The organism is Streptomyces sp. NPDC002868, assembly GCF_055563295.1.
The window spans coordinates 352,045-376,623 of the sequence record NZ_JBVHDR010000008.1; the positions used below are offsets into that span (position 1 = coordinate 352,045).

At 71.2% G+C, this 24,579-nt stretch carries 16 protein-coding genes; 9 read left to right on the plus strand and 7 right to left on the minus strand.

Annotated features, from left to right (window positions below; all coding sequences use genetic code 11):
* Window positions 1–237: 237 nt before the first annotated feature.
* The 3 genes from prfB to ACZ3H8_RS25045 all read right to left on the minus strand — a co-directional run bounded on the left by prfB (window position 238) and on the right by ACZ3H8_RS25045 (window position 4,520).
* Entirely contained in the window at window positions 238–1,344 is a 1,107-nt protein-coding gene (gene prfB, locus ACZ3H8_RS25035; RefSeq protein ID WP_467405372.1) for a peptide chain release factor 2, read from the minus strand.
* A 38-nt stretch (window positions 1,345–1,382) separates the two neighbouring features.
* Complete coding sequence (locus tag ACZ3H8_RS25040) at window positions 1,383–2,663, minus strand: serine/threonine-protein kinase (protein WP_467405375.1); 1,281 nt, start codon at window positions 2,661–2,663, stop codon at window positions 1,383–1,385.
* Window positions 2,664–2,885: 222 nt separating this feature from the next.
* Window positions 2,886–4,520, minus strand: a complete 1,635-nt coding sequence (locus ACZ3H8_RS25045; RefSeq protein WP_467405376.1) for a serine/threonine-protein kinase — start codon at window positions 4,518–4,520, stop codon at window positions 2,886–2,888.
* Between the two features lie 455 nt (window positions 4,521–4,975).
* Between ACZ3H8_RS25045 and ACZ3H8_RS25050 the strand changes: the two genes are divergently transcribed.
* The 4 genes from ACZ3H8_RS25050 to ACZ3H8_RS25065 all read left to right on the plus strand — a co-directional run bounded on the left by ACZ3H8_RS25050 (window position 4,976) and on the right by ACZ3H8_RS25065 (window position 12,106).
* Complete coding sequence (locus ACZ3H8_RS25050; RefSeq protein WP_467405377.1) at window positions 4,976–8,347, plus strand: FHA domain-containing protein; 3,372 nt, start codon at window positions 4,976–4,978, stop codon at window positions 8,345–8,347.
* Between the two features lie 161 nt (window positions 8,348–8,508).
* On the plus strand, window positions 8,509–9,873 hold the full coding sequence (locus tag ACZ3H8_RS25055) for an ABC transporter substrate-binding protein (protein WP_467405380.1): 1,365 nt from the start codon (window positions 8,509–8,511) through the stop codon (window positions 9,871–9,873).
* Window positions 9,874–9,944: 71 nt separating this feature from the next.
* Window positions 9,945–11,228 (plus strand): carbohydrate ABC transporter permease, encoded by a 1,284-nt coding sequence (locus ACZ3H8_RS25060; protein WP_467405381.1) that lies wholly within the window; start codon window positions 9,945–9,947, stop codon window positions 11,226–11,228.
* Window positions 11,225–12,106, plus strand: a complete 882-nt coding sequence (locus ACZ3H8_RS25065) for a carbohydrate ABC transporter permease (protein ID WP_307663093.1) — start codon at window positions 11,225–11,227, stop codon at window positions 12,104–12,106. The genes ACZ3H8_RS25060 and ACZ3H8_RS25065 overlap by 4 nt, the downstream gene beginning before the upstream one ends.
* A 449-nt stretch (window positions 12,107–12,555) precedes the next feature.
* Here ACZ3H8_RS25065 and ACZ3H8_RS25070 read toward each other — a convergent pair whose 3' ends face one another.
* Window positions 12,556–13,161, minus strand: coding sequence for a TetR/AcrR family transcriptional regulator (locus tag ACZ3H8_RS25070; protein WP_467405384.1), 606 nt, complete (start codon window positions 13,159–13,161; stop codon window positions 12,556–12,558).
* 126 nt (window positions 13,162–13,287) lie between these two features.
* Between ACZ3H8_RS25070 and ACZ3H8_RS25075 the strand changes: the two genes are divergently transcribed.
* The 3 genes from ACZ3H8_RS25075 to ACZ3H8_RS25085 all read left to right on the plus strand — a co-directional run bounded on the left by ACZ3H8_RS25075 (window position 13,288) and on the right by ACZ3H8_RS25085 (window position 16,341).
* Window positions 13,288–14,205 carry an ABC transporter permease gene (locus ACZ3H8_RS25075; RefSeq protein WP_467405386.1) on the plus strand — a complete coding sequence of 306 codons (918 nt, stop codon included), beginning with the start codon at window positions 13,288–13,290 and terminating at the stop codon, window positions 14,203–14,205.
* On the plus strand, window positions 14,198–14,983 hold the full coding sequence (locus ACZ3H8_RS25080) for an ABC transporter ATP-binding protein (RefSeq protein WP_467405389.1): 786 nt from the start codon (window positions 14,198–14,200) through the stop codon (window positions 14,981–14,983). The genes ACZ3H8_RS25075 and ACZ3H8_RS25080 overlap by 8 nt, the downstream gene beginning before the upstream one ends.
* A gap of 98 nt (window positions 14,984–15,081) precedes the next feature.
* Window positions 15,082–16,341 carry a glycosyltransferase 87 family protein gene (locus ACZ3H8_RS25085; protein WP_467405391.1) on the plus strand — a complete coding sequence of 420 codons (1,260 nt, stop codon included), beginning with the start codon at window positions 15,082–15,084 and terminating at the stop codon, window positions 16,339–16,341.
* 121 nt (window positions 16,342–16,462) lie between these two features.
* Here the strand turns inward: ACZ3H8_RS25085 and ACZ3H8_RS25090 are convergent, their stop codons facing one another.
* Window positions 16,463–21,415, minus strand: a complete 4,953-nt coding sequence (locus tag ACZ3H8_RS25090) for an NAD-glutamate dehydrogenase (protein ID WP_467405392.1) — start codon at window positions 21,413–21,415, stop codon at window positions 16,463–16,465.
* Window positions 21,416–21,874: 459 nt separating this feature from the next.
* Here ACZ3H8_RS25090 and ACZ3H8_RS25095 point away from each other — a divergent pair, with 459 nt between their 5' ends.
* Window positions 21,875–22,441 (plus strand): DJ-1/PfpI family protein, encoded by a 567-nt coding sequence (locus tag ACZ3H8_RS25095; protein ID WP_467405395.1) that lies wholly within the window; start codon window positions 21,875–21,877, stop codon window positions 22,439–22,441.
* Window positions 22,442–22,609: 168 nt separating this feature from the next.
* Here ACZ3H8_RS25095 and ACZ3H8_RS25100 read toward each other — a convergent pair whose 3' ends face one another.
* On the minus strand, window positions 22,610–23,275 hold the full coding sequence (locus tag ACZ3H8_RS25100; RefSeq protein WP_398989779.1) for an HAD family hydrolase: 666 nt from the start codon (window positions 23,273–23,275) through the stop codon (window positions 22,610–22,612).
* Window positions 23,276–23,355: 80 nt separating this feature from the next.
* On the minus strand, window positions 23,356–23,862 hold the full coding sequence (locus ACZ3H8_RS25105) for a DUF6912 family protein (protein WP_467405397.1): 507 nt from the start codon (window positions 23,860–23,862) through the stop codon (window positions 23,356–23,358).
* A gap of 275 nt (window positions 23,863–24,137) precedes the next feature.
* On the opposite strand from ACZ3H8_RS25105, the gene ACZ3H8_RS25110 reads away from it, so the two are divergent.
* Complete coding sequence (locus tag ACZ3H8_RS25110; RefSeq protein WP_467405400.1) at window positions 24,138–24,566, plus strand: Rv3235 family protein; 429 nt, start codon at window positions 24,138–24,140, stop codon at window positions 24,564–24,566.
* Window positions 24,567–24,579: the final 13 nt, after the last annotated feature.

The window sequence follows — 24,579 nt, forward strand, 5'->3', positions numbered from 1 at the left end:
TGGAGCAGCGCCCGGGGCAACTTCGTTGGGGGTGGTTCTGCTCTTCCCCCATTCACACGCGCCCCAGAGATACGCATGCCGCGCGTCAGCTTTCCCAGTTTTCGCACTAGCGTCAAGGTCGTTGCGCGCGCGATGTCCGGTATGCGGGAGCTTGCCTGACCTGCACGGATGCAACTGTGACATAAAAGGGAACTGCCGCCCCCGGGGCGGCAGTTCCCTTGTCGACAAAGCGTCGTTTTACTTCTCCTGCTGCTTGCGCCAGCGAATTCCGGCCTCCAGGAAGCCGTCGATCTCACCGTCAAGTACCGCCTGGGGGTTGCCCACTTCGAACTCCGTACGCAGGTCCTTGACCATCTGGTACGGGTGCAGGACGTACGAACGCATCTGGTTTCCCCAGGAGTTGCCGCCGTCGCCCTTGAGGGCGTCCATCTTGGCCTGCTCCTCCTGACGGCGGCGCTCAAGCAGCTTCGCCTGCAGGACGTTCATCGCGCTCGCCTTGTTCTGGATCTGCGAGCGCTCGTTCTGACACGAGACGACGATGCCGGTCGGGATGTGCGTCAGACGCACCGCCGAGTCCGTGGTGTTGACGCCCTGACCGCCGGGTCCTGACGCGCGGTAGACATCGACGCGCAGCTCGGCCTCGTCGATCTCGATGTGGTCCGTCTTCTCGACGACGGGAAGCACCTCGACACCCGCGAAGGACGTCTGGCGGCGGCCCTGGTTGTCGAACGGCGAGATACGCACCAGACGGTGGGTGCCCTGCTCGACGGAGAGCGTGCCGTAGGCGTACGGCGCCTTCACCACGAAGGTGGTCGACTTGATGCCGGCCTCTTCGGCGTACGACGTTTCGTAGACCTCGGTGGAGTGGCCGTGGCGCTCGGCCCAGCGCAGATACATACGCTGCAGGCGCTCGGCGAAGTCGGAGGCGTCGACGCCGCCGGCCTCGGCGCGGATGTTGACCAGCGCCTCGCGCTCGTCGTACTCGCCGGACAGGAGCGTGCGTACTTCCATCTCGTCCAGAGCTTTGCGGACGTCGGTGAGCTCGGACTCTGCCTCGGCGAGGGTGTCCGCGTCGTCCTCGGTCTCGGCGAGCTCGAAGAGCACGCTCAGGTCGTCGATCCGGCTACGGAGCGCCTCGGTCTTGCGGAGCTCGGCCTGGAGGTGCGAAAGCTTGCTGGTGATCTTCTGCGCCGCCTCCGGGTCGTCCCAGAGGGACGGGGCCGCGGCCTGCTCCTCGAGCACGGCAATATCTGCCCTCATCTTCTCGAGGTCCAGGACGGCCTCGATCGACCCCATGGTCGAGGAGAGGGACTTCAGCTCTTCGGATACATCGACGACTGCCACGCGTCCAGCGTAACGGCTGGGCGCGACACCCCGACCCCCTAGGGTTCCGCGGGTGCCGACTGCTTCGAGTCCTGCGGGGGCGCGTCCGTACCGTCGTCGCCCGTGGCCAGCCAGCCGCCGACGCCCACCGCAGCCGCCACCGCGAGCGCCGCGACGCCCAGGGTGATGCGGCGCTTACGGACCGCGTCCGACTTGTGGCGGGCCGATCCCGGGCGGCGCTGGCCGGGGGTGCGAGGGGCGCGGGCCGTGCCCCGGGCGCCGCCCGCGAGCTCGTCCGGGGCCGGAACGCGCATCGAGGTGTGGGTGTCGCGGTTGGAGTCCGCGGGGGCTGCGCCGGGGACGAGGGGGACGGCGCCGCGGCGGCGGGGCTCGCCGGGGGTGGCCTGCACCACGTCCTCGTAGGGCTCCGGGGGCGGCTCGGCGTCCGGCTCGTCGACGTCGAGCGGCGGCATGCCGGCGAGGAGCGGGAGGAGGTCGTGCAGGCGGGTGGCCAGCTCGGAGGCGCGCAGACGGGAGGCGGGGGCCTTCGCGAGGCACTGGACGATGAGCTGCCACAGCTCATCGGGGATGCCCGGGAGGGGGACCACGGTCTCGGTGACATGGCGGCGCAGGACCGCGCCGGGGTGGCCGCCGCCGAAGGGGGTGAAGCCGGCGAGGAGCTCGTACAGGACGGTGGCGAGGGCGTAGATGTCGACCGCGGCCCGGGGCGGCAGGCCCTCGACGATCTCCGGGGCGATGTAGTCGGGGGTGCCGATGATGCCCGACGGGTTCGGCGGGTTCGGCGGGTTCGCGCCGGTGGGGCGCAGCGCCTTGGTGCGGCGCGGGGTGTCGATCAGCTTGGCGACGCCGAAATCGGTGAGCAGCGCCGGATGGGATCCGGCGGGGCCGAGCGGGCCCTCCATGTCGAGAAGGATGTTCTCGGGCTTGACGTCGCGGTGGACGACCCCGGCGGCGTGGGCGGCGGCGAGGCCGTCGGCGACGTCCGCGATGATCGCGACCGCCGCCTCGGGGGCGAGGCGGCGCTCCCGGTCGAGACGGGTGCGCAGATCGGTGCCCCGGACGAGATCCATGACGAGCGCCAGGTCGTTGCCGTCGACGACGAGGTCACGGACTCCGACGACCCTCGGGTGCTCAAGTCCGAGCAGGGCCGTGCGCTCCTGCACGAAGCGTCCGACCAGCTCCTGGTCGGATGCCAGGTCCTCACGCAACAGCTTGATGGCGACGGGGCCTTCGGGCCCCTCGCCGAGCCACACCGTGCCGGCGCTGCCCCGCCCCAGGATCTGGTGGGCCGTGTACCGGCTGCCGATATTCCGTGCCAAGACTGCTCCCTCAGCGGCTGGCGTTGCCCGCTGTGTCTACCCGGGGGACAACCCCCGGACCCCCGGCCCGAAAAGCAGGCCGGGCACCGTGACCGACGGGGACACGCGAGGCGCACCTGAGTAACGTACGCGGGCATCCGGGGGCTGTGTGCCCCGGATGGCGCCAACCTTCACTTCTGCGGGGGAAATCACCCCGTAGAAGTCGACAAAGCTACCCAGTGGCTACTGCCCCGGGGCTGGGCCGGTGCCGGGGTCCGATGAGCCCGGGTCCGAAGCGCCGAGGTCCGAGATCCAGTCCGTCACCTTCGAGATGCCGTTGCCGATCGCCTCCCAGTAGCTCGTGCCCTGCGCGATCCAGTCCTGGAGCGGGGTGAGCTCCCAGATCAGCCAGCCCGCGACGAAGAACAGGACCACGGTGAACAGGCAGCCCTTGAGGCAGCCGAGGCCCGGGATCCGCATCGGGTTGGCGCTGCGCTGCCTCGGCCGGCGCGGCACCGGCTGCTGGGGCGGCGGCTGCGGAGGCGCGTACTGCTGTTGCTGCGGCGGTGGCGGGGCGTACCGCTGGGGCTGCGGCCGCTGGGGCTGCGCCTGCGGTGCGTACTGCTGCTGTTGCGGGCGCTGCGGCGGCTGCTGCTGGCGCTGCGGACGACGGCGCAGCGGGTCCTGGCTCGGGTCGAGGTACTGGACCTGCGTCTGTTCGTTGCGGTCGCGCGCCGCCTGGAGCTGGGACTGCCAGGGGTGCGGATCCTCGGGACCCGGCGGGCCCGGAGGTACGGGGGGCATGGCCGCCGTCGGGTCGGCGCCGTTCGGCGGGGTGCCCGTCTGCTGCATGACGCTGGTCGCGCCATTGGGGTCGTACGCAGGGGGGTTGTACGCACCGGCGTTGCTCTGCAACACCTGTGTCGGGTCGGCCTCGCCCGGGAGGCCGGGCACCGGGGCCGGCGACGGGTCGGGTGCCAGCAGCGCGGCGACCCCGAGTGCGGCCTCGACCTGAGCGGAGGAGGAGTGCACGCCGATACCGGCCGCGACGGTGCGCAGCCCGCGGGCGAGGTTCTCGGCGCTGGGCCGCTCGGCGGGCTCCTTGCGCAGGCAGCGCTCTATGACCGTCCACAGCGGCTCGGGAACGGTGGTGGGGCGGCGCGGCTCCTCGCTCAGGTGGCGGTGGAGCACTTCGAGCGCGGTGCCGCCGGCGAACGGGGGCCTGCCGGTGACCAGTTCGTACAGCAGGATGCCCGCGCCGTAGATGTCGACGGCGGAGGTCTGCGGGCGGCCCTCGGCGGACTCGGGCGCGACGTACGCGGGCGTGCCGACGAATTCGTGCGTACGGGTCAGGCCCGGGGAGTCCGCGAGGCGCGCGATGCCGAAGTCGGTCAGCATCGGGTGCATCTGGCCGTCGGCGTCGTTCTTGAGCAGGACGTTCGCGGGCTTGAGGTCGCGGTGGACGACGCCGTCGGCGTGGCTGGCGGCGAGCGCGTCCGCGATCTGGGCGGTGAGGAGGGACGCGGCGACCGGCGTGAGGGGGCCGTTGTCACGGAGATAACGGTGCAGGTCGGGGCCGTCGACCAGGTCCATGACGAGCGCGAGGAGATCGCCCTCGACGACGAGGTCTCGGGTGCGCACGATGTTCGGGTGGGTCAGGCGGAGCAGGACGGAGCGCTCGCGCAGGAAGCGCATCACCACGTCCGCGTCGTTCGCCAGCTCCTCCTTGAGGACCTTGATCGCGACGGTCTCGCCGGGCTGGCCCGCCACGGCCGCCTCGGCGCCCGCGGTCTCCCGCTGGCTGGCTCGCCAGACGGTGCCCGTGGCGCCGCGCCCGAGGGGCTCCTCGAGCAGGTACTTGCTGCCTACCGGCCGCACGTCATGTGCTCCCTGCTGATCGTGGTCCTTGCGTGGTCCCGGGACGCTGTGCCCTGTCCGGGTGTCCGACCCACTTTAGTGCCGCCGGACGGGACACCGGCCGGTCGTCCGTCCAGTTGCCCGTCCAGTTGTCCGTTTGTCCGTCCCCTCGCCTGCCCAGCGGTGTTCGAAAGAAAGACGCGGGCATCGTACGGATGGTTGCCGAACGGCCGTGCCGCGCATATCACTCACGTTCCGGATCAGATCCCAACCAGGCATTTTTACGTCCAGAGCCGACCAATCAAGATCACTTACCGGTGGCCCCCGGGCGTGTTGTCAGTGGCAGGTGCGAGGATGCCTTCAGCACGGAGTCGTGAGGGAGGGAGCCTCGCGCTGCGTGCCGACCTGCCGGGTGGGGGCGATCACGGGGCGGCTCCCCTGCCGGGTACCCCGCGCAGAAGGGATTGCTGACGGCGATGCAGATCCGGCTGACCGTCCTCGCGCCGTGCAGCGGGCAGTCCGCGGCCGCGGGACACGCTTATGCGGGACAGTCCTCGGCGAGACAGGGCTCCGCGGGACAGGCCTCTGCGGGGCGCGCGTGTGACGTGCTGATCACCGCGCCCGCCGGGACGGCGCTGGCCGCCGTGGCTTCCGGTCTGGCGGCGGCCGTCTCCGGCCCGGACGTCTCGGGCTCGGTCGTGCTGTACGCGGGCCAGGAGCGGCTCGACGCCCAGCGCCGCACCCTGGGCGAGCCTCCGCTGGTGGACGGCGCGGTGCTCTCTCTCCAGGTCCCCCGCGATGACGAGTCGCCCGTCGAGGACGCGGCCGCCCAGCTCCATGTGGTGGCGGGCCCGGACGCGGGCGGCGTCCATCTGCTGCACGGCGGCCAGATCAGGATCGGCCGCTCCGCCGATGCGGACGTGCCGCTGGACGACCCTGACGTATCGCGGCTGCACTGCGCGGTCACGGTCGCCGAGGACGGCCGCGTCACGATCGCGGACCTCGGCTCGACGAACGGCACGACGCTGGACGGCACACCGGTGAGCGCGCGCCCGGTCCGCCTGCCCGCGGGCGCGCTGCTGCGGCTGGGCGAGTCGACGCTCCGCCTGGCCCCGTGCGACCGGACGCCGGGCCTGGCCACGGCTCCGGACGGTGAGGGACACCTGCGGGTGACGCGGGGCACTGGCGCGGAAGGCCCTGACAGGCCGGCGGAATCGGGCGGCGGCGGGTCGGCCGCGCATGCCTCCGGGCCGGGCGGCTCGGGCGCTGCGGGGTCGGGACAGGGCGGCTCGGGCGCTGCCGGGTCGGCTCCGTATGCCTCCGGCGCGGCCGGTTCAGGCCCTGGCGGCCCCGCACAGGACCCTCGCCGTCCCGACGGGCCGGCTCCGTACGGCACCGGCTCCGCCGGTTCGCAGGACGGCTCCGGCCCCGACGCGTACGCCCCCGGTGGCCCCGGCTCCGACGCGTACGCCGCCCCGTACAACACCACCCCCCGCGTGCCCGGCCAGTACGACCCCTACGCCCCGTCCGCACCCACCAGCGCCGGCCAGGGCGACGCCGGGACGCTGTACCCGAGCCACCCCGCGGGCGGCCCCCAGGGCGACGCCGTGCATGCCAGGGCCGCCGACGGTCAGGACGAGCCTCCCTCCGGCGGGCCCAAGGGGCATGGCACTCCCGCGCACGGGACCCGGCTGCCCCAGGGTGTCGGGCGCCGACGTGGCATAGGTGCCTGGGCGCGGCGGCTGGCCGGTGGGCGGGAGGAGCCCGTCGCCGAGGTCGCGCCGCAGCCCGGTCCGTCCCTCAGCGCCGGGCCTGTCGTCGAGAGCTGGCCCGACCCCGCAGCCGTCCTGCTCACCGCGCTCGGCCCCGGACCGCGGCTCTGGGAGCGCGGGCCCGGGCATCGCGAGTCACTCGTCGTACGGCTCGGCACCGCCGACCGGGCCGAGCTGCCGGCCGTGCCGGTGACCGTCGGCCTGCGGGAGGCCGGTTCACTGGGGCTCGCGGGACCGCGGTCGCGGCTGGCCGGTCTCGCCAGGTCCGCCGTGGCCCAGCTCGCCGCGCTGCACTCGCCGGTGGACCTGGAGATCGTGCTGATCAGCACGGACCGGACCCGGAGCCTGGAGGAGCGCAGGGCCGAGTGGGCCTGGCTCGGCTGGCTGCCGCATCTGCGGCCCGCCCACGGCCAGGACTGCCGGCTTCTGCTCGCGTACGACCGGGACCAGGCCACCGCCCGCAGCGCGGAGCTCACCCGCAGGCTGGACGACGGCCCGCTCGGTCCCAGCTGGCCGAGCGCCGATCGCAGGTCCCTCGCCGAGGCCGCCGCGCGGTACGAAGGGGCCCGCACCGTCGTCATCGTCGACGGTGACCCGGGCTCGGCCGTGCTGCGCGAGACGACGGCCCGCCTCGCCGGCGCAGGCTCGGCCGCCGGGATCCATCTGATCTGTCTGGCCGAGACCCCGGCCGCCTCGCCCGCGTCCCCCGTCGCCGCGACGTACGAGACTGCGTGCGCGGCCTCGCTCGCCTTCCGCGAGTGCGGGGCGGTCGCCCTGCTGAGCGGCGATGTGGCGACCGCGCTGCGCCTGATGCGTACGGCCGGCGGGCAGCCCGCCGGGCACGGCACGGTCGGCGCGGTGGACGCGGTGTCGGCGGCCTGGGCGGAGCGCTTCGGCCGCGCGCTTGCACCCCTGCGCGCCGAGGGCGGGAGCACGGGCGCTCACCCGGGCAGGGCCGTGGCGCTGCCCCGGTCCGCGCGGCTCCTCGACGAGCTGGGCCTGGCCCGCGCCACGCCCGCATCGCTGATGGCGCGCTGGGCGTCCGCGGGCGACGGCACCGCCGTGCTCGGCGCGGGTCCGTACGGCCCGCTGGCCGTCGATCTGATCGAAGAGGGCCCGCATCTGCTGATCGAGGGCCCGGCCGGCAGTGGCCGTACCGAGCTGCTGCGTTCCGTCGCGGCCTCGCTGGCCGCCGCGGGCCGCCCCGACCGGCTCGGTCTGCTGCTGGTCGACGGCGCGGGCGGCGAGCGTGGCGAAGGGCTCGCGGCCTGTGCGGAACTCCCGCATGTCACCGAGCACTTGGTGGCCTCCGACCCGGTCCGGATGCGGGCCTTCGCGCAGGCGCTGGGGGCCGAGCTGAAGCGCCGGTCCGAGCTGCTCGGCAGCGTGGGCTTCGCCGAGTGGCACACGCAGCGCGAGCTGGCCGACCGGATGGTGGGCCAGCGCCCGCCGAGCGCCGCCGAGCAGCGCGGCGACTTGGACTCCTCTTCCAGCGGCACGCTCCGGCTGCGCCCCGGCGCTCGTACGAAGGCGCAGGGGCCTGCCCCGCTGCCCCGGCTCGTCGTGCTGGCGGACGACTTCGACGCACTGGTCGCCCCGGCGCTCGGCAGCCCGGGACGCCCCGCGGCCGGTTCGGTCGTACGGGCGCTGGATGCCGTTGCCCGCGACGGTGAGCGGCTCGGCGTACATCTGGTGGCGACATCCGCCCGCCCCGACCGCACGGCGGACACGGAGCTCGCGCAGGGCGCGCGGCTGCGCGTCGTGCTGGACGCGCCGCCCGCCTCACCGGGACCGGAGGACCCCGCTCCGGGTCGCGGCAGGCTCGGACATCCGGACGGCCGGGTGACGCCGTTCCAGAGCGGCCGGGTCACCGGACGCATTCCGCGTACGGCGACCTTGCGTCCCACTGTGGTGCCGCTCGAGTGGGAGCGGATGGGTGATCCGCCGACCCGTCGTCCCGTACGTGAACTGGGCAATGGCCCAACGGACTTGGCGCTCTTGGCCAGTGCCCTGGAGCGAGCTGCACGATCGGTGGACGCGGCTCCGGTTCCGCCGCTGACTCCGGCCCGCCCCTGACCGGCAGCACAGGTCCGGCCTTTGACCTGACATCACGTCACAAGGCCATCACAAAAGCCTTGTTGACGCCTGATGCGGTATTGCGGCCCCCGGATACCGGGCGTACACCTGTCGGTCACGGGACAGCGCACGGGACAGCGCACGGAAGAGACGGGGCAGTGATGCGCACAACTCTTCGTACGACTACGGGCAGGGCCGCAGTGGTGTTCGCCGCCATCGGCGCCCTCGCCATCACCGGCTGCGGCGACAACAAGGACGACACGGCGAAACCGGGCGAGAGCAAGGGCAAGGAGTCCTCGGCAACCGTCCAACTGCCCAAGCTGAACGGCGAGAAGATAGAAGTTGCCGCGGTCTGGAGCGGCCCCGAGCAGGAGAACTTCACCAAGGTCCTCAAGGAGTTCGAGAAGCGGACCGGGGCCACGGTCACATTCGTCCCCGCGCAGGACCCGATCGTCAACTTCCTCGGTACGAAGATCGCGGGCGGCAGTCCGCCCGATGTCGCGATGCTCCCCCAGGTGGGCGCGATCCAGCAGGCCGTACAGCGTAAATGGGCCAAGCCCGTCGGCGCGGAGGCCAAGGCGCAGCTGGCGAAGAACTACTCCAAGGGCTGGCAGGATCTCGGCGCCGTGGACGGCACGCAGTACGGCGTGTACTACAAGGCCGCCAACAAGTCCCTGGTCTGGTACAACAGCGCCGCCTTCGAGAACGCGGGCGCGCAGGAGCCGAAGACCTGGAAGGACTTCCTGTCGGCGGCCGAGACGATCTCCGCCTCGGGCGTCACCCCCGTCTCGGTGGCCGGCGCGGACGGCTGGACGCTCACCGACTGGTTCGAGAACGTCTATCTCTCCCAGGCGGGCCCGGAGAAGTACGACCAGCTCGCCCAGCACAAGATCAAGTGGACCGACCCTTCCGTGAAGACCGCGCTGACCACGCTCGGCGAGCTCTTCGGCAAGCCCGCCCTGATCGCGGGCGGCGCGGACGGCGCGCTGCAGACGGAGTTCCCGGCATCGGTCACCCAGACCTTCAGCGGGGGCGACCAGCCCAAGGGCGCGATGGTCTTCGAGGGCGACTTCGTGACCGTCAACATCGCGCAGACCGAAGCCAAGATCGGTACGGACGCGAAGGTGTTCCCGTTCCCGGCGGTCGGCGCGGAGCCTCCGGTGGTGACGGGCGGAGACGCGGCCGTGGCGCTGAAGGACTCCAAGGGCGCGCAGGCGCTGCTGACCTTCCTCGCCTCTCCGGACGCGGCGAAGATCTCGGCCTCGTCGGGCGGGTTCATCTCCCCGAACAAGGCCCTGGACCTCGCCGCGTACCCCAATGATGTGCAGCGCGACATCGCGAAAGCGCTGATCGAGGCGGGCGACGACTTCCGCTTCGACATGTCGGACCAGATGCCGCAGTCGTTCGGTGGCACGCCCGGCAAGGGTGAGTGGAAGGCACTGCAGGACTTCCTGAAGAACCCGAAGGACGTCGCGGGGGCCCAGCAGAAGCTGGAGTCGGACGCGGCCAAGGCGTACAAGAGCTGACGCGGGTGACAGCCGCGGCGACCGCGGGGGGCTCGGCGAGCCCGCAGCCCCCCGTCGGCAAGCGCAAGAGCGTGACAGGCACACGTAAAATCGTCGCGGCCGGCTTTCTGCTGCCCGCGCTGGTGCTGCTGGGTGCGCTCGTGGTCTACCCGATCGGGTACTCGGTCTACCGGTCCTTCTTCGACCAAGCCGGCAGCGGTTTCGCCGGGCTGGACAACTACAAGGAGATCTTCACCGAGGACTCCATCCTGACCGCGGTCAAGAACAACGCGATCTGGGTGGTGGTCGCGCCGACCGTCTCGACGGCGCTCGGACTGATCTTCGCCGTGCTCACCGAGCGGGTCCGCTGGGGCACGGCCTTCAAGCTGATCGTCTTCATGCCGATGGCGATCTCGATGCTCGCCGCGGGCATCATCTTCCGGCTGGTGTACGAACAGGATCCGGACCGGGGGGTCGCCAACGCGGTCTGGGTGGGCGTGCACGACACGTTCGCCGAGTCGGCCGGCTTCCCCAAGGCGCATCCGCTGCCGGTGCATCCGCTCGAGGCGGGCGGCGGCGGCTCTTTCGTCACGAAGGAGCCGGTGACTGCGGGCAAGGAGGCGCTGCTGCCGCTGGTCGGCGTCGCGCCGGCGAAGATGCCGTCCGACGCGAAGCCCGCGAAGACGGCGCAGCCGGACGACGGGAAGATCCGCGGGACCGCGTGGCTGGACTTCACCAAGGGCGGCGGCGGCAAGCCGAACGCCATCGACACGCAGGAGTTCGGCCTCAAGGGCATCAAGGTGGAGGCGGTCAAGGACGGCAAGGTCGTCGCGTCCGCGCGGGCGGGCGCGGACGGTACGTTCACGCTGCCGGCGTCCGCGGAGGGGGCTCAACTGCGGCTGCCCGCCGACAACTTCAGGGAGCCGTACAACGGCGTCAACTGGCTCGGCCCTTCGCTCGTCACTCCGGCGATCATCGGCAGTTACGTGTGGATGTGGGCGGGCTTCGCGATGGTGCTGATCGCGGCGGGCCTGGCGAGCGTGCCGCGTGAACTGCTGGAAGCGGCGCGGGTGGACGGCGCGAACGAGTGGCAGGTCTTCCGCAGGGTGACGGTCCCGCTGCTGGCGCCCGTACTCGCGGTGGTGCTGGTCACCCTGATGATCAATGTGCTGAAGATCTTCGACCTGGTCTTCATCATCGCGCCGGGCTCGGCCCAGGACGACGCGAACGTGCTTGCGCTCCAGCTGTACCGGTCGTCGTTCGGCACGGACTCGCACCTGGGGCTCGGCAGCGCGATCGCCGTCCTGCTGTTGCTGCTGGTGATCCCGGTGATGCTGTTCAACATCCGGCGCATGCGAAGGGAGGCCCGCCGATGACCACGACCGACGGTGTGGTGAAGGCGAAGCAGTCCCTCCCCGCACGGATCGCGGCGCGCACGGGCGGTGGCGTGATGCGCGTCTTCCTGGTCCTGGTGGGCCTGTTCTGGCTGATGCCGACGATCGGGCTGCTGCTGTCCTCGCTGCGGGGGCCGGCGGACATCGGCGAGAGCGGCTGGTGGAAGGTTTTCACGACGCCCGCGCAGGTCACCTTCGACAACTACTCGCGTCTGCTGGACAACGAGGCGATCACCGACTCCCTGCTGTCCAGCGTGCTGATCACCGTCCCGGCGACGCTCCTGGTGGTGGTGATCGGCTCGCTGGCCGGTTACGCCTTCGCCTGGATGGACTTCCCGGGCCGCGACTGGTGGTTCATCGCGGTGGTCGCCCTCCTGGTGGTCCCGGTCCAGGTGGCGCTGGTGCCGGTCTCCAGGCTGTTCGGCCAGATCGGCATCTTCGAGACGACGATCGGCGTGATCATCTTCCATGTGGCGTTCGGGCTCCCGTTCGCGATCTTCCTGCTGCGGAACTTCTTCGCGGAGATCCCGAGGGAACTGCTGGAGGCGGCGCGGCTGGACGGGGCGGGCGAGATCCGGCTCTTCACCCGCGTGGTGATGCCACTGGGCGGCCCGGCGATCGCGTCGCTCGGCATCTTCCAGTTCCTGTGGGTGTGGAACGACATGCTGGTCGCGCTGATCTTCGCGGACTCGGAGAGCGCACCGATCACGGTGGCGCTGCAGCGCCAGGTGAGGCAGTTCGGCAACAACATCGACGTGCTGGCGCCGGGAGCGTTCGTTTCGATGATCATCCCGCTGGCGGTGTTCTTCGCGTTCCAGCGGCAGTTCGTGACGGGAGTGATGGCGGGAGCGGTCAAGTAGCCCCGGCACCACTGACGACGGCGCCCCTGGCCGAAGCCTGACCGGGGCCGCGGTTGCGCGGGGCGAGGTTCGCGGCGCTCCCGGGCCCGAGGCCCGGCGGCGCGGGGTCGGTGCGCACCGGGGCGGTGGCCCGGGCGGTCGGCGTCTGACGGGGCCGCCGCCACCCGGGTGGCGCTGCGGCCGGAGGCCAGGGGCCCGTCCCTGTCCGCGACGCCGACGACCCGTCCCGCGGAGCGAAGCTGCCGCACCCAGCGGGACCGAAGCCGCCGCGGATTGTCGGCGGGTACCCACGGGCCCGGGGCCGCCAATCGCGGTGTGAAACTGCCCCACGCCGTATTCACCCCCGTCCCGCGGGGCCGGAGGCCTCCGCTGTCCGGGTCCCGCCGCGCGGCGGGGCCCGGGGGTCTCGCACCCGTTCGGGAAGGGGCGGGGTAGGGGGAAACGCCCCGTCACGCCCGAAGCGCCGCCACCGCCGACCGCGCCAGCTCGTCCAAGTACCCCTTCGGCAACCCCGCCCGCACCACCACCAGCCGCCAGTACAGCGGCCCCACAATCACGTCCAGCGCCCGGTCCGGGTCCGTCGACTCCGGCAGTTCGCCGCGCGCCACCGCGTCCCGTACCACCACTGCCGCCACCCCCTGCTGGCTGTCCAGCAGCGCCGCCTTGATCGCGTCCGAGATTTCCGGGTGGCGGGCCGCCTCCACCAGCAGGTCAGGGATGACCTGCGAGGCCACCGGGTGGCGCAGGGCGTGCGACGCCACCTCCAGGAGCGCCCGTACGTCCCCGTACAGCGAACCCGTCGCCGGCGCCGGCAACCCCTGCACCGCGAACGCCGAGACCAGGTCCAGCACCAGCGACAGCTTCGACTTCCACCGCCGGTAGACCGCCGTCTTGCCGACGCCCGCCCGCCGAGCGATCCCCTCGATCGACATCCGCGCGAAGCCCACCGCCGCCAGCTCCTCGAAGACGGCGGCGCGAATGGCGTCGGTCACGTCTTCCCGGAGCACTGCGGCTCCCGCCGGCGCACGACGTGGGGTTCCAGGATCCGTGGTCATGCGCAGAGCATAGCGGGACGACGAGACGGTTGCGTCGCGACGTATCTCCGTCCTACTCTCCCCGTAGCGACGAAACGGGTCCGTCCCATCGCTGCCGCCGCCCCCGCCCTGTGGAAAGCGAGCACCGTGAGCAGCCAGACCATCGCCCGGCCACAGCCGGAACTGCACAGACCCCAGACGGACCTCACCGCGCTCGCGGTCCGCCACGGCCTCACCGTCAGCGGCGCCCGCCCCACCCTCCCCGCCTACGTCCGCCGGCTCTGGTCCCGCCGCCACTTCATCGTCGCCTTCGCCACCGCCCGGCTGACCGCCCAGTACAGCCAGGCCAAGCTCGGCCAGGTCTGGCAGGTCATGACCCCCCTGCTCAACGCGACGGTCTACTACTTCATCTTCGGCGTGCTGCTCGACACCAAGAACGGCGTCGCCGACTTCGTCCCGTTCCTCGTGACCGGCGTCTTCATCTGGACCTTCACCTCCAGCTCGATCATGGCCGGCACCCGCGCGATCTCCGGCAACATCGGCCTCGTACGGGCTCTGCACTTCCCCCGCGCCAGCCTCCCCATCGCCATCGCGCTCCAGCAGCTCCAGCAGCTGCTCTTCTCACTCGCCGCGCTGGTCGGGATCCTGATCGCCGTCGGGGAGTACCCGCACGTCAGCTGGCTGCTCGCGATTCCCGCACTGCTCCTGCAGGCCGGCTTCAACACCGGCCTCTCGATGATCATGGCGCGACTGGCCAGCCGGACCCCGGACATCGCCCAGCTGATGCCGTTCGTCCTGCGCACCTGGATGTACGTCTCCGGCGTGATGTGGTCCATCGACAAGGTGCTCAGCCACAACAAGCTGCCCCACCTCGTGATGCTCGCGCTGGAGTGCAACCCCGCCGCCGTCTACATCGACCTGGTGCGCTTCGCCCTCATCGACAGCTTCACCGCCGCCCACCTCCCCCCGCACGTATGGGCTCTCGCCCTGTTCTGGGCGGTGCTCTTCGGGGCCGGCGGATTCGTGTACTTCTGGAAGGCAGAGGAGGAGTACGGCCGTGGCTGACTCCCGCACCACCACACGCGTCCCCACCGTCGTCGTCGACGGCGTCCATGTCACGTACAAAGTGAACGGCGCCCGCACCGGCCGGGGCAGCGCCACCACCGCCCTCAGCCGGATCATCTCCCGCAAGTCCGCCCCCGGCGGGCGCGAGGTGCACGCCGTCAAGGGCGTCAGCTTCGCCGCGTACAAGGGCGAGGCCATCGGCCTGATCGGCTCCAACGGCTCGGGAAAGTCGACCCTGCTCAAGGCGATCGCGGGTCTGCTGCCGCCCTCAGAGGGCAAGGTCTTCACCCAGGGCCAGCCCTCCCTGCTCGGCGTGAACGCCGCACTGATGGCCGACCTGACCGGCGAGCGCAATGTCATCCTCGGCGGCCTCGCGATGGGCATGACGCGCGAGCAGATCCACGCGCGCTACGACGACATCGTCGACTTCTCGGGGATCAACGACAAGGGCGACTTCATCTCGCTGCCGATGCGTACGTACTCCTCCGGCATGGGCGCCCGGCTGCGGTTCTCCATCGCCGCCGCCAAGAGCCATGACGTCCTGCTGATCGACGAGGCGCTGTCCACCGGCGACGCCCGCTTCCGGCGGCGCAGCCAGGAGCGGATCGACGAGCTGCGCGCGGAGGCGGGCACGGTCTTCCTGGTCAGCCACAGCAACGGCACGATCACCGAAACCTGCGACCGCGCCATCTGGCTGGAGGCGGGGACGCTGCGGATGGACGGCCCGGCGAAGGAAGTCGTCGCCGCGTACGAAGAGTTCACCGGCGGCAAGAAGTAGCAGGGGCGCCGCGAGACGCGGCAGGGAGCGGCGAGAAGCGGCACGAAGCGCCAGAAAATCTGTCGAAATAGCTTTAAAGAGGGCTAAAGTACCGGCCGATGACGACCCATCGGATCGGCCCGCCCCCGCCCGCCTTCGGCCTCCCCCAGGCGCCGGGGATCTCAGACGCCGGCACCGCACGCCGCGGCGGCACCCGCCCCCACCCCCGGCAAGCCGCCGCCCTCGCCGCCGTCTGGGCGGCCACCCGCGTCGGCATGCTCGCCCTGCTTGTCGTCGACCGCGTAGGCGACAGCGGCGTCGCCGGCGAGGTGCACACCCTCTACCGGCGCTGGTACGAACAGCTCGCCCAGGGCGCCTTCCCCCTGAACGACGTCACCTGGCAGTACCCGCCCGGCGCCGCGCTCGTCTTCCTCTCCCCCGGCGCGCTGCCCTGGCTGACGTACTTCCAGGCCTTCGTCGCGCTCACCCTCGCCGCCGACGCCGTCATCACGCTCTCCCTCGCCCGGGCCGGTGTGCGCGGCGCCTGGCTGTGGGTGTGCGGACTGCCGCTGCTGCTGCACCTCCCCTACGCGCGCTACGACGTCCAGGTCACCGCCGTCGCCGTGCTCGCGCTGCTTGCCGTGCGGAACCGGCCGCTGACCGGCGGCGCGCTCGCCGGGCTCGGCGCGATGATCAAGGTGTGGCCGCTGCTCACCGTGCTGGGCACGCCCCGGGGACGTACGACACGCGCCGCCTGGCTCTCCGCGGCCGCCTCCGCCGCCGCGCTGCTCGCCGTGCTGTCCCTAGCCCTCACGCACAGCCTGGACTTTCTGCGCCAGCAGGGCGCGCGGGGTGTGCAGATCGAGTCGCTCGGCGGGACCGCGCTCCAGCTGGCGCGGAAGGCGGGCTGGTCGGGCTCGGTCAGATTCCAGTACGGAGCCTTCGAGTTCGTCGGCCCCTATGTGCCGAGCATGGCGCGGATCTCCCTGCTGCTGACCGCCGCCGCGGTGTGCTGGCTGCTGCTGTGGCGGGTCCGGGCAATGCGCTGGACACCGGCCACGCCCTTCGACGCCGCGTTCGCAGCCGTACTGCTCTTCACCGTCACCAGCCGCGTCATCAGCCCGCAGTATCTGATCTGGCTGCTCGGCCTGGCCGCGGTCTGCCTCACCTCCCGGCACACCACCCAGCGCCCGGTCGCGCTCCTGATGCTGCCCGCTGCCGCGCTGAGCGCGCTCGCCTACCCCCTGCTGTACGACGACGTGCTGGCCGGCTCTCCACTCGGCCTGCTGCTCATGGTCGTACGGAACGGGCTGCTGCTCGCCGCGGCGCTGCTCTCCTGCCATCGGCTGTGGGCGGCCACGGCCACCCGGGCCGACTGAGCAGAACGCTCAATCGCCGGACGGGCTTGAAATCAAGCCCGTCCGGCGATTGAGGACAAACCGGCCACCGGGCGGCGGCCGCCGGTCAGCCTTCGCCGGTCAGCCTTCGCCAGTCACCGCGTCAGCTGTGCATCCGCAGCAGCTGCCGCATCGTCCGCATCGCCACCGACAGGTTCGCCAGGTCGAACGTGTCCGAGCTCTGGATCTCCTCCAGCGTCGAGCGCGCCCGGCCCAGGATCGCCGAGTTCTTCTGCTCCCACGCCTTGAACCGCTCCTCCGGCGTCGAGGCGCCGTTGCCGACGGAGAGCACATCCGCGGTGAGCATGGCGTGCGCTGCGTACAGGTCCTCGCGGATGGAGGCGCGGGCCATCGACTGCCAGCGGTCGGCCCGCGGCAGCTCGATGATCCGGTCCATCAGCTGAGTGATCTGCAGCCGGTCGGCGAGGTCGTAGTACACCTCGGCGACCGCCATCGGCTCCTTCTTCGTACGGTCCGCGATCGCGACGATGTCGAGCGTCGGGAAGGCGGAGGAGAACCCGGCAACCCGCAGCGCGAGTTCCTCGGGCACGCCCGCATCGGTGAGCTCCTCCAGGATGCGCTCGTACCACTCCAGGTCGGCGCCGCGCAGCATCTTCGGCAGCTCGCCCCAGACCTGCTCCACGCGCTCGGCGAAGAAGTCGATGGTCTCGGCGAGCTCCAGCGGCTGCGGCCGGTTGCCCAGCAGCCAACGCGTACCGCGCTCGACGAGGCGGCGCGAGTGCAGCCGGACACGGGTCTGGACGTCGGCCGCGACCTTGTTGTCGAGGGCCTCGACGGCGTCCCACACCGCGCCGAGACCGAAGATCTCCCGGGCCGCGGTCTGCGCCCGCACGATCTCCTCGACCGACGCGCCCGTCTCCTCCCGCAGCCGGTGCAGGAAGGTCGAACCACCGGTGTTCACCGTGTCGTTGACCAGCACCGTCGTGACGATCTCGCGGCGCAGCGCATGCCCGTCGATCGCCTCGGGGAACCTCTCGCGCAGCGGCCTCGGGAAGTACGCGTGCAGCAGCCGGCGCAGATACGGGTCGTCCGGCAGGGGCGTCTTGATCAGCTCGTCCGCCACCGTGATCTTGGTGTAGGCGAGCAGAACGGCCAGCTCGGGCTGGCTGAGTCCCTTGCCCGCGTTGAGCAGTTCACGGATCTGCCGGTCGGTCGGCAGGAATTCAAGTCTGCGGTCGAGCCGCCCTTCGCGCTCCAGGCGCCGAATGAAGCGCTGGTGGGCGTGGAGCAGACTCGGCGCCTGGACGACGGCGTTGGCCAGGGCGACGTTCTGCGCGTAGTTGTTGCGCAGCACGAGCTTGCCGACCTCGTCGGTCATCTCGGCAAGCTGCTTGTTGCGCTGCTTGACGGTCAGATCGCCGTCCGACACCAGGCCGTTGAGCAGGATCTTGATGTTCACCTCGTGGTCGGAGGTGTCCACGCCCGCGCTGTTGTCGATGGCGTCGGTGTTGATCTTGCCGCCGTGGCGGTCGAACTCGATCCGGCCGAGCTGGGTCAGACCCAGGTTGCCGCCCTCGCCGACGACCTTGACCCGCAGGTCCTCGCCGTTGACGCGGATCGCGTCGTTGGCCTTGTCGCCGACGTCCGCGTTGGACTCGGTGGAGGCCTTGACGTACGTACCGATGCCGCCGTTCCACAGCAGGTCCACCGGGGCCTTGAGGATCGCCTTCATCAGCTCGGCGGGCGTCATCTTGGCGATGCCCGCCTTGATGCCGAGCGCCTCGCGCATCTGCGCGTTGACCGGGATCGACTTGGCGCTGCGGGGGTGGATGCCGCCGCCCTGCGACAGCAGCTCCTTGTTGTAGTCGGCCCAGGAGGAGCGGGGCAGCTCGAAGAGCCGGCGGCGCTCGGCGTACGAGAGGGCGGCGTCCGGGTTCGGGTCGATGAAGATGTGCCGGTGGTCGAAGGCCGCGACCAGCCGGATGTGCTCGCTGAGCAGCATGCCGTTGCCGAACACGTCGCCGGACATGTCGCCGACGCCGACGACCGTGAAGTCCTGGGTCTGGGTGTCGTGGCCGAGCTCGCGGAAGTGCCGCTCGACGGACTCCCACGCGCCGCGGGCGGTGATGCCCATGCCCTTGTGGTCGTATCCGGCGGAGCCGCCCGAGGCGAAGGCGTCACCGAGCCAGAAGTTGTACGAGAGCGCGACCTCGTTGGCGATGTCGGAGAACGTCGCGGTGCCCTTGTCGGCGGCGACGACGAGGTAGGCGTCGTCCCCGTCGTGGCGTACGACATCGGCCGGCGGCACGACCTCGCCCGCCACCAGGTTGTCGGTGATGTCGAGCAGCGCGGAGATGAAGATCTTGTAGCAGGCGATGCCCTCGGCCAGCCAGGCGTCCCGGTCCACCGACGGGTCAGGGAGCTGCTTGGCGACGAACCCGCCCTTCGCGCCGACCGGCACGATCACGGTGTTCTTGACCATCTGCGCCTTGACCAGGCCGAGGATTTCCGTACGGAAGTCCTCACGGCGGTCGGACCAGCGCAGCCCGCCGCGCGCGACCTTGCCGAAGCGCAGGTGCACACCCTCGACGCGCGGGGAGTAGACCCAGATCTCGTACGCCGGGCGGGGCGCCGGCAGATCCGGGATGGCCTGCGGGTCGAACTTCATCGACACATAGCCGTGCTGCGTGAAGCCCCCCGCCTCCTGGAAGAAATTGGTGCGCAGCGTCGCCTTGATGACAGTGAGGAAGGAGCGCAGGATCCGGTCCTCGTCCAGGCTCACGACCTGGTCGAGCGCCCCGTCGAGCTCCTCGAGCAGACCGTCGGTCAGCTCGGTGCCCGCGCGCTGGCGGTCCGGCGACATCCTCGCCTCGAAGAGGGAGACCAGCAGCCGGGTGGTGTGGACGTTGGTACGGAGGGTGTCCTCCATGTAGTCCTGGCTGAAGGTCGAACCGGCCTGGCGCAGGTACTTGGCGTACGCGCGCAGCACCATCGCCTCCCGCCAGTTCAAACCGGCGCCCAGCACAAGGGAGTTGAAGCCGTCGTTCTCCGCGTCGCCGGTCCAGACGGCGGCGAAGGCGTCCTGGAAACGCTCGCGGGCGTCGTCGGCGAGGTAGTCGCCGTTGGCCGTGGCCTTCGGCATACGCAGCCCGAAGTCGTAGATCCACGCGCTCGTACGGTCCGAGCAGCGCAGCTCGTGCGGACGCTCGTCGACGACCTCGCAGCCCAGCCGCTGCAGCACCGGCAGCACGGCGGAGAGCGAGACCTGCTCGCCGATGCGGTAGATCTTGAAGCGGCGCTCGCCGGGGCCCGCGCCGACCGGCTCGTACAGGGAGAGCGAGAATTCCTTGCCGGACTGGGTCAGTTGCTCGAGGTGGACCAGGTCGGCGACGGCGGCGCGCGGCGAGTGGTCGGCCTTGTAGCCCTCCGGGAAGGCGTTGGCGTAACGGCGCAGCAGTTCGGCCGCGCGCTCCTCGCCGACCTCGGCGTTCAGCGCCTCGGCGAATCCGTCGGCCCAGGAACGGGCTGCCTCCACCAGCCGGGCCTCGATGCGCTCCTTGTCGGCGTCGGTGAGGTCGGGCAGCTCGGTGCCGACCGGGACGCGGACCACGAAGTGCAGCCGGGAAAGGATCGACTCGGTGTTCCAGGCGGTGAAGTCGACGTTGGTGCCGCCCAGTTCCTCCTTGAGGATGTCGATGATCCGCAGCCGGACGCCGGTGGTGTAGCGGTCGCGAGGCAGGTAGACGAGCGCCGAGTAGTAACGGCCGTACTCGTCCTGGCGCAGGTAGAGCCGCAGCCGTCGGCGCTCTTGGAGGTAGAGCACGCTGGTGACGATGGAGCGCAGCTGGTCGACGGGCGTCTGGAAGAGCTCGTCGCGCGGGTAGGTCTCCAGGATCTGCAGCAGGTCGCGGCCGTCGTGGCTGTGGGGCGAGAAGCCGGCGCCCTCCAGGACCTCGGCGACCTTGCGGCGGATGACCGGGACCCGGCGGACGGACTCGGTGTACGCGGCGGAGGAGAACAGGCCGAGGAAACGGCGCTCGCCGACGACCTCGCCCTTGGCGTTGAACTTCTTGACGCCCACATAATCGAGGTAGCTGGGCCGGTGCACGGTCGAGCGGCTGTTGGCCTTGGTCAGTACGAGCAGCTTGTGCTCGCGGGCCTTCTTGCGAGCGTCGGCGGGCAGCCGGCTGAAGGACGGGCTGACCGGGTGGGTCTCGTCGGCGCTGTGGTGGGGGTCGGAGCGCAGAATGCCGAGGCCGGTGCCGGGCACGGCGGCCAGCGAGTCGTTCTCGGTGAGCTCGTACTCCCGGTAGCCGAGGAAGGTGAAGTGGTCGTCGGCGAGCCAGCGCAGCAGCTCGCGCGCCTCCTCGAGCTCCTGGTCGCGCAGATCGTCGGCGGTCGGCTCGCTCGGCAGCTCTTCGGCGATGCGCAGCGCGGCGTCGCGCATCTTCTCCCAGTCCTCGACGGCCTCGCGCACGTCCGACAGGACGCGCAGCAGGTCGGAGGTGATCTGCTTCAGATCGGCCCGGTCGGTCTCGCGGTCGAACTCGACGTGGATCCAGGACTCGACGAGCGCGTCGTGCGGCAGCGCCCTGCCCTCGGCCTTGGCCCTGCCATTGGTCTCGCTGGGCAGCACCTCGATGAGCTTGCCCGTGACATCCCGGCGGACGATGACCTGCGGGTGGATCACTACATGGATACCGCGGCCCTGCCGGGAGAGCTCATTGGTGACCGAGTCGACGAGGAAGGGCATGTCGTCGGTGACGACCTCGACCACGGAGTGGCTGCACGTCCAGCCGTTCTCCTCGATGGTCGGGGTGTGGACCCGCACATTGGCCGTCCCCTGCGGGCGGTTTTCGGCGAGCCGGTAGTGGGAAAGTGCCGCGCCAAAGATGTCGACCGGGTCGCGGTCAGCGAGGTCCTCGGGAGCGGTGTGCAGGTAGTAGCGCTGGAGGTACGAGAGCAGGGTGTCCTGGTCCGGACGCTTCCCTTGCTCGGCCCCAGTCGGAAGGTGCCCCCCGACCGGGCTGTTCTCAGCTACCCGGGCGGCCCGTGTGAGCAGCTCGGCCTTGGCTTCGTCCAGCTTGGTCTGCATGTCCTCTGGCTCCTGTCGCGCGCCGTTGCGTGACGTAGGGGAAAGAAACGACGCAACGCCACGACGCGGGGTATCCGGTCGGAGTCGACGCTATGCCGCGATGAGAGATGTCCGAGCCGTTATTGGCCAATTTTGGCAGCCGGGCCGGAACGAGAAGATCAACGATCGCCCGGGCGCTGTGGCGCTCCGGGCGCAGGCCGGGGGCTTCGCTGCCCCCACGGCATATAGCGCTGATCACGGGTCAAGGCTATCTCCCCGCCCCCCCGACCCGTCATGAGCCGTATGTGTACAAAAGCGGGGCCGGAAGTTTGACACTCTGGACAGCGACAAAGGCCCACTCTTGGCAAACAGCCCGCCGCGGTGCAGGTTGGCGGTGACGACACGGCGCCCCCGCGAGCGGCGCCACCGCCCTGCACCCACGGCAGGGGAACCGTCGACAGCCCGACACCGGGAGCAGCCATGACAGCGAAGATCCTGATCGTCACCGGCGACGCAGCCGAGTCCCTCGAAGTCCTCTACCCGTACCAACGGCTGCGGGAGGAGGGGTACGAGGTCGACATCGCGGCCCCCGCCCGCAAGCAGCTGCAGTTCGTCGTGCACGACTTCGAGCCGGGCTTCGACACGTACACCGAGAAGCCGGGCTACACCTGGCCCGCGGACCTCGCCTTCTCGGAGGTCGACCCCGGACAGTACACAGCGCTGGTGATCCCGGGCGGCCGCGCCCCGGAGTACCTGCGCAACGACCCTGAGCTCCGCAAGATCCTGAAGTCCTTCTTCGACGCGGACAAACCGGTGGCCCAGATCTGCCACGGCCCGCTGCTGACGGCGGCGATCGGCAGCCTGGAGGGCCGCCGGGTCACCGCATACCCAGCCCTGGAACTGGACATGCAGGCAGCGGGGGCCAGCTTCCAGGACGTGGAGGCGGTGGTCGACGGCACTCTGGTCTCCTCCCGTGCCTGGCCGGACCACTCGGCCTGGATGCGGGAGTTCCTGAAGGTGCTACGAGCGAAGGCACCGGTGGCGTAGCGCAGCGGTCGGACCGCGGCGCGCGTCTGAGAGCGGCGGGGCGGTCGGGGCCGGCTGGCGCCTGGCCTGGTGCCGGGCGGACTCATCCAGCGGCGAGGCGGACCGCGGCGCGCGTCTGAAAGCGGGGCGGTCGGGGCTGCCCCGGCCACGGACTCGTGCGTGCGGGCCTCACGCCGCCAGGCGCAAGGCCTCCTCCACCGCCTCGGCAAGCGTGTCCACCACCGGCACACCCACCGCCTCCAGGCTGGACCTGCTGTGCGAGCCGCCCGTGTACAGCACCGCCAGCGCGCCCACGTGCGCCGCCGCCACCGCGTCGTCGACCGCGTCGCCGATCACCACCGTGCGACCCGGCTGGACAGCCCCGTCCAGCGCCCGGAGGTGGCGCTCCATGTGGAGCGCCTTGCCGCCGCCGGACGGCCCGGTCCGCCCGTCCACGCGGATGAAGTGGCTCTCGATGCCGTACCCCCGTACGACCGGGACCAGCTGCTCGTGCCCGTACATGCTCAGCAGCGACTGGCTGCGCCCGGCCAACTGCCATTCCCGGAGAAGCTCCTCGACGCCCTCGGTCAGCCCGCAGCCGATCCGGTGCTCGCTGTAGTGACGGTGGAAGGCCTCGTCCATGACCTCCCACTCCGCGTCCGACGGCAGTCGGCCCATCAGCCGCTCGTAGAACCGGGGAATCGGCACGCAGTACAGCTCGCGGTAGCGCTCGAGCGTGATCGGCTCCAGGCCTATCTCCGCGAAGGCGGCGTTCGTCGCCCCGATGACCGCCTTGATGTCGTCGAGCAGTGTGCCGTTCCAGTCCCAGACCAGATGCGTGTTGTGCTTCCCCATACGAAAACGGTACCGGCCGGGTCTGACAACGCACGGCCCGGACCGGAAACCGGGCGCTTCAGGCGGACCGGGCGCCTGCCTCAGCCGATGAGGTTCGGGATCTCCTGCACCCCGTACCAGAGCAGCTCGTGGTCCTCCGCCCCGTCCACCGTGAACTGCGCGTCGTCGTCGCCCTGGTCCGCCGCCCCCAGCGCGTCCGCCGCCGCGGACACGTCGCCGACCGCGTCGTCGCCATCGACATGGACCGCCGCCGCCTTGGCCAGCGGCACCGCGGATCCGACCCGCACCTCGCCCAGCGCGCTCGCGACGAGCACCCGGTCGGGGTCGGCGACCGCGTCCTGGTCCGGTACGTCGATGGCGACGACCACCCGGCGCCGGGCCGCGCCAGGGTCACCGGCGAGCAGCCGCAGCGACGCGGCCGCGGCGCGGTTCAGCGCGGCGTACTCGAGCTCCTCGATGTCGTCGGAGACGTACCACTCGCGCAGCCCGGGAGTGACGGCATAGGCGGTCAGCGGGCCGGGCCCCAGTTCGCCCGCCTTGTGCGCCTCTGCGAGACCGGAGAGGGTCAGGGGAACGTAGACGCGCATGGCTGGCCGCTTTCGTAGTCGGAGACGCCCTCAGGATACGTGCGAGGTCCCCCTTCGGAGTGCCGCTCCCGGCCTCGCGCACCGTCAGCGGACAAAGGCCCCGCCCCGCCCGGCGACGGCCCCAGGCCGCCTCTCGTCACCCTGATAGGTGATCTACGGCGCCGCCTCCTCGTCGGACAGCACGCATTGCGGACGGCGCAGCCCGAGCCGTAGAAGATCACCAACGAAGTTACCGCCCGGTATCGGCCGGGCCCGGCTCAACGGGGGCGATCTGCATGGACAGGACCCGGCCCGCAGGACGGCGCGACCAGCGCCGTCCCGCCGTGGTGGCGGCAGCGGCGATGGCACGCGCACGGCGGCAGCACAGGCCGCACTACTGGTTCGCCGACCGCCTGCTCGCGGTGCTCAGCGGCCAGCGGCCGGTGCACTGGATGCTCGGACACACGATCGGGGAGGCGTACGAACAGCTGGTGCGGCTCGCCCCGGGAGCCCCGCTGCGGCCGGCGGAGCGGGTGACGCCGGTCGTCCGCCACTGCGGCGAGTACCACCCGGGCCCCGGTGTGATCGAGGCCTTCGCCAGAATCGGCTCGGGCGACCGGGTCAGCGCGATGGCCTTCCGCCTCGAACAGGGTGCGGACCAGCGCTGGCGCTGCGCTGCGGTCGAGCTGGGCGGTGAACGCGTGAGCGTACACGCGGCCGGCTAACGACCGGCGGCCG

Bases quoted from the DNA above. Each gene is read 5' to 3' on its own strand.
- ACZ3H8_RS25050 (WP_467405377.1), top strand. From the start codon at position 4,976: ATGCAGATCCGGCTGACCGTCCTCGCGCCGTGCAGCGGGCAGTCCGCG.
- ACZ3H8_RS25055 (WP_467405380.1), top strand. From the start codon at position 8,509: ATGCGCACAACTCTTCGTACGACTACGGGCAGGGCCGCAGTGGTGTTC.
- ACZ3H8_RS25065 (WP_307663093.1), top strand. From the start codon at position 11,225: ATGACCACGACCGACGGTGTGGTGAAGGCGAAGCAGTCCCTCCCCGCA.
- ACZ3H8_RS25070 (WP_467405384.1), bottom strand. From the start codon at position 13,161: ATGACCACGGATCCTGGAACCCCACGTCGTGCGCCGGCGGGAGCCGCA.
- ACZ3H8_RS25085 (WP_467405391.1), top strand. From the start codon at position 15,082: ATGACGACCCATCGGATCGGCCCGCCCCCGCCCGCCTTCGGCCTCCCC.
- ACZ3H8_RS25090 (WP_467405392.1), bottom strand. From the start codon at position 21,415: ATGCAGACCAAGCTGGACGAAGCCAAGGCCGAGCTGCTCACACGGGCC.
- ACZ3H8_RS25095 (WP_467405395.1), top strand. From the start codon at position 21,875: ATGACAGCGAAGATCCTGATCGTCACCGGCGACGCAGCCGAGTCCCTC.
- ACZ3H8_RS25100 (WP_398989779.1), bottom strand. From the start codon at position 23,275: ATGGGGAAGCACAACACGCATCTGGTCTGGGACTGGAACGGCACACTG.
- ACZ3H8_RS25105 (WP_467405397.1), bottom strand. From the start codon at position 23,862: ATGCGCGTCTACGTTCCCCTGACCCTCTCCGGTCTCGCAGAGGCGCAC.
- ACZ3H8_RS25110 (WP_467405400.1), top strand. From the start codon at position 24,138: ATGGACAGGACCCGGCCCGCAGGACGGCGCGACCAGCGCCGTCCCGCC.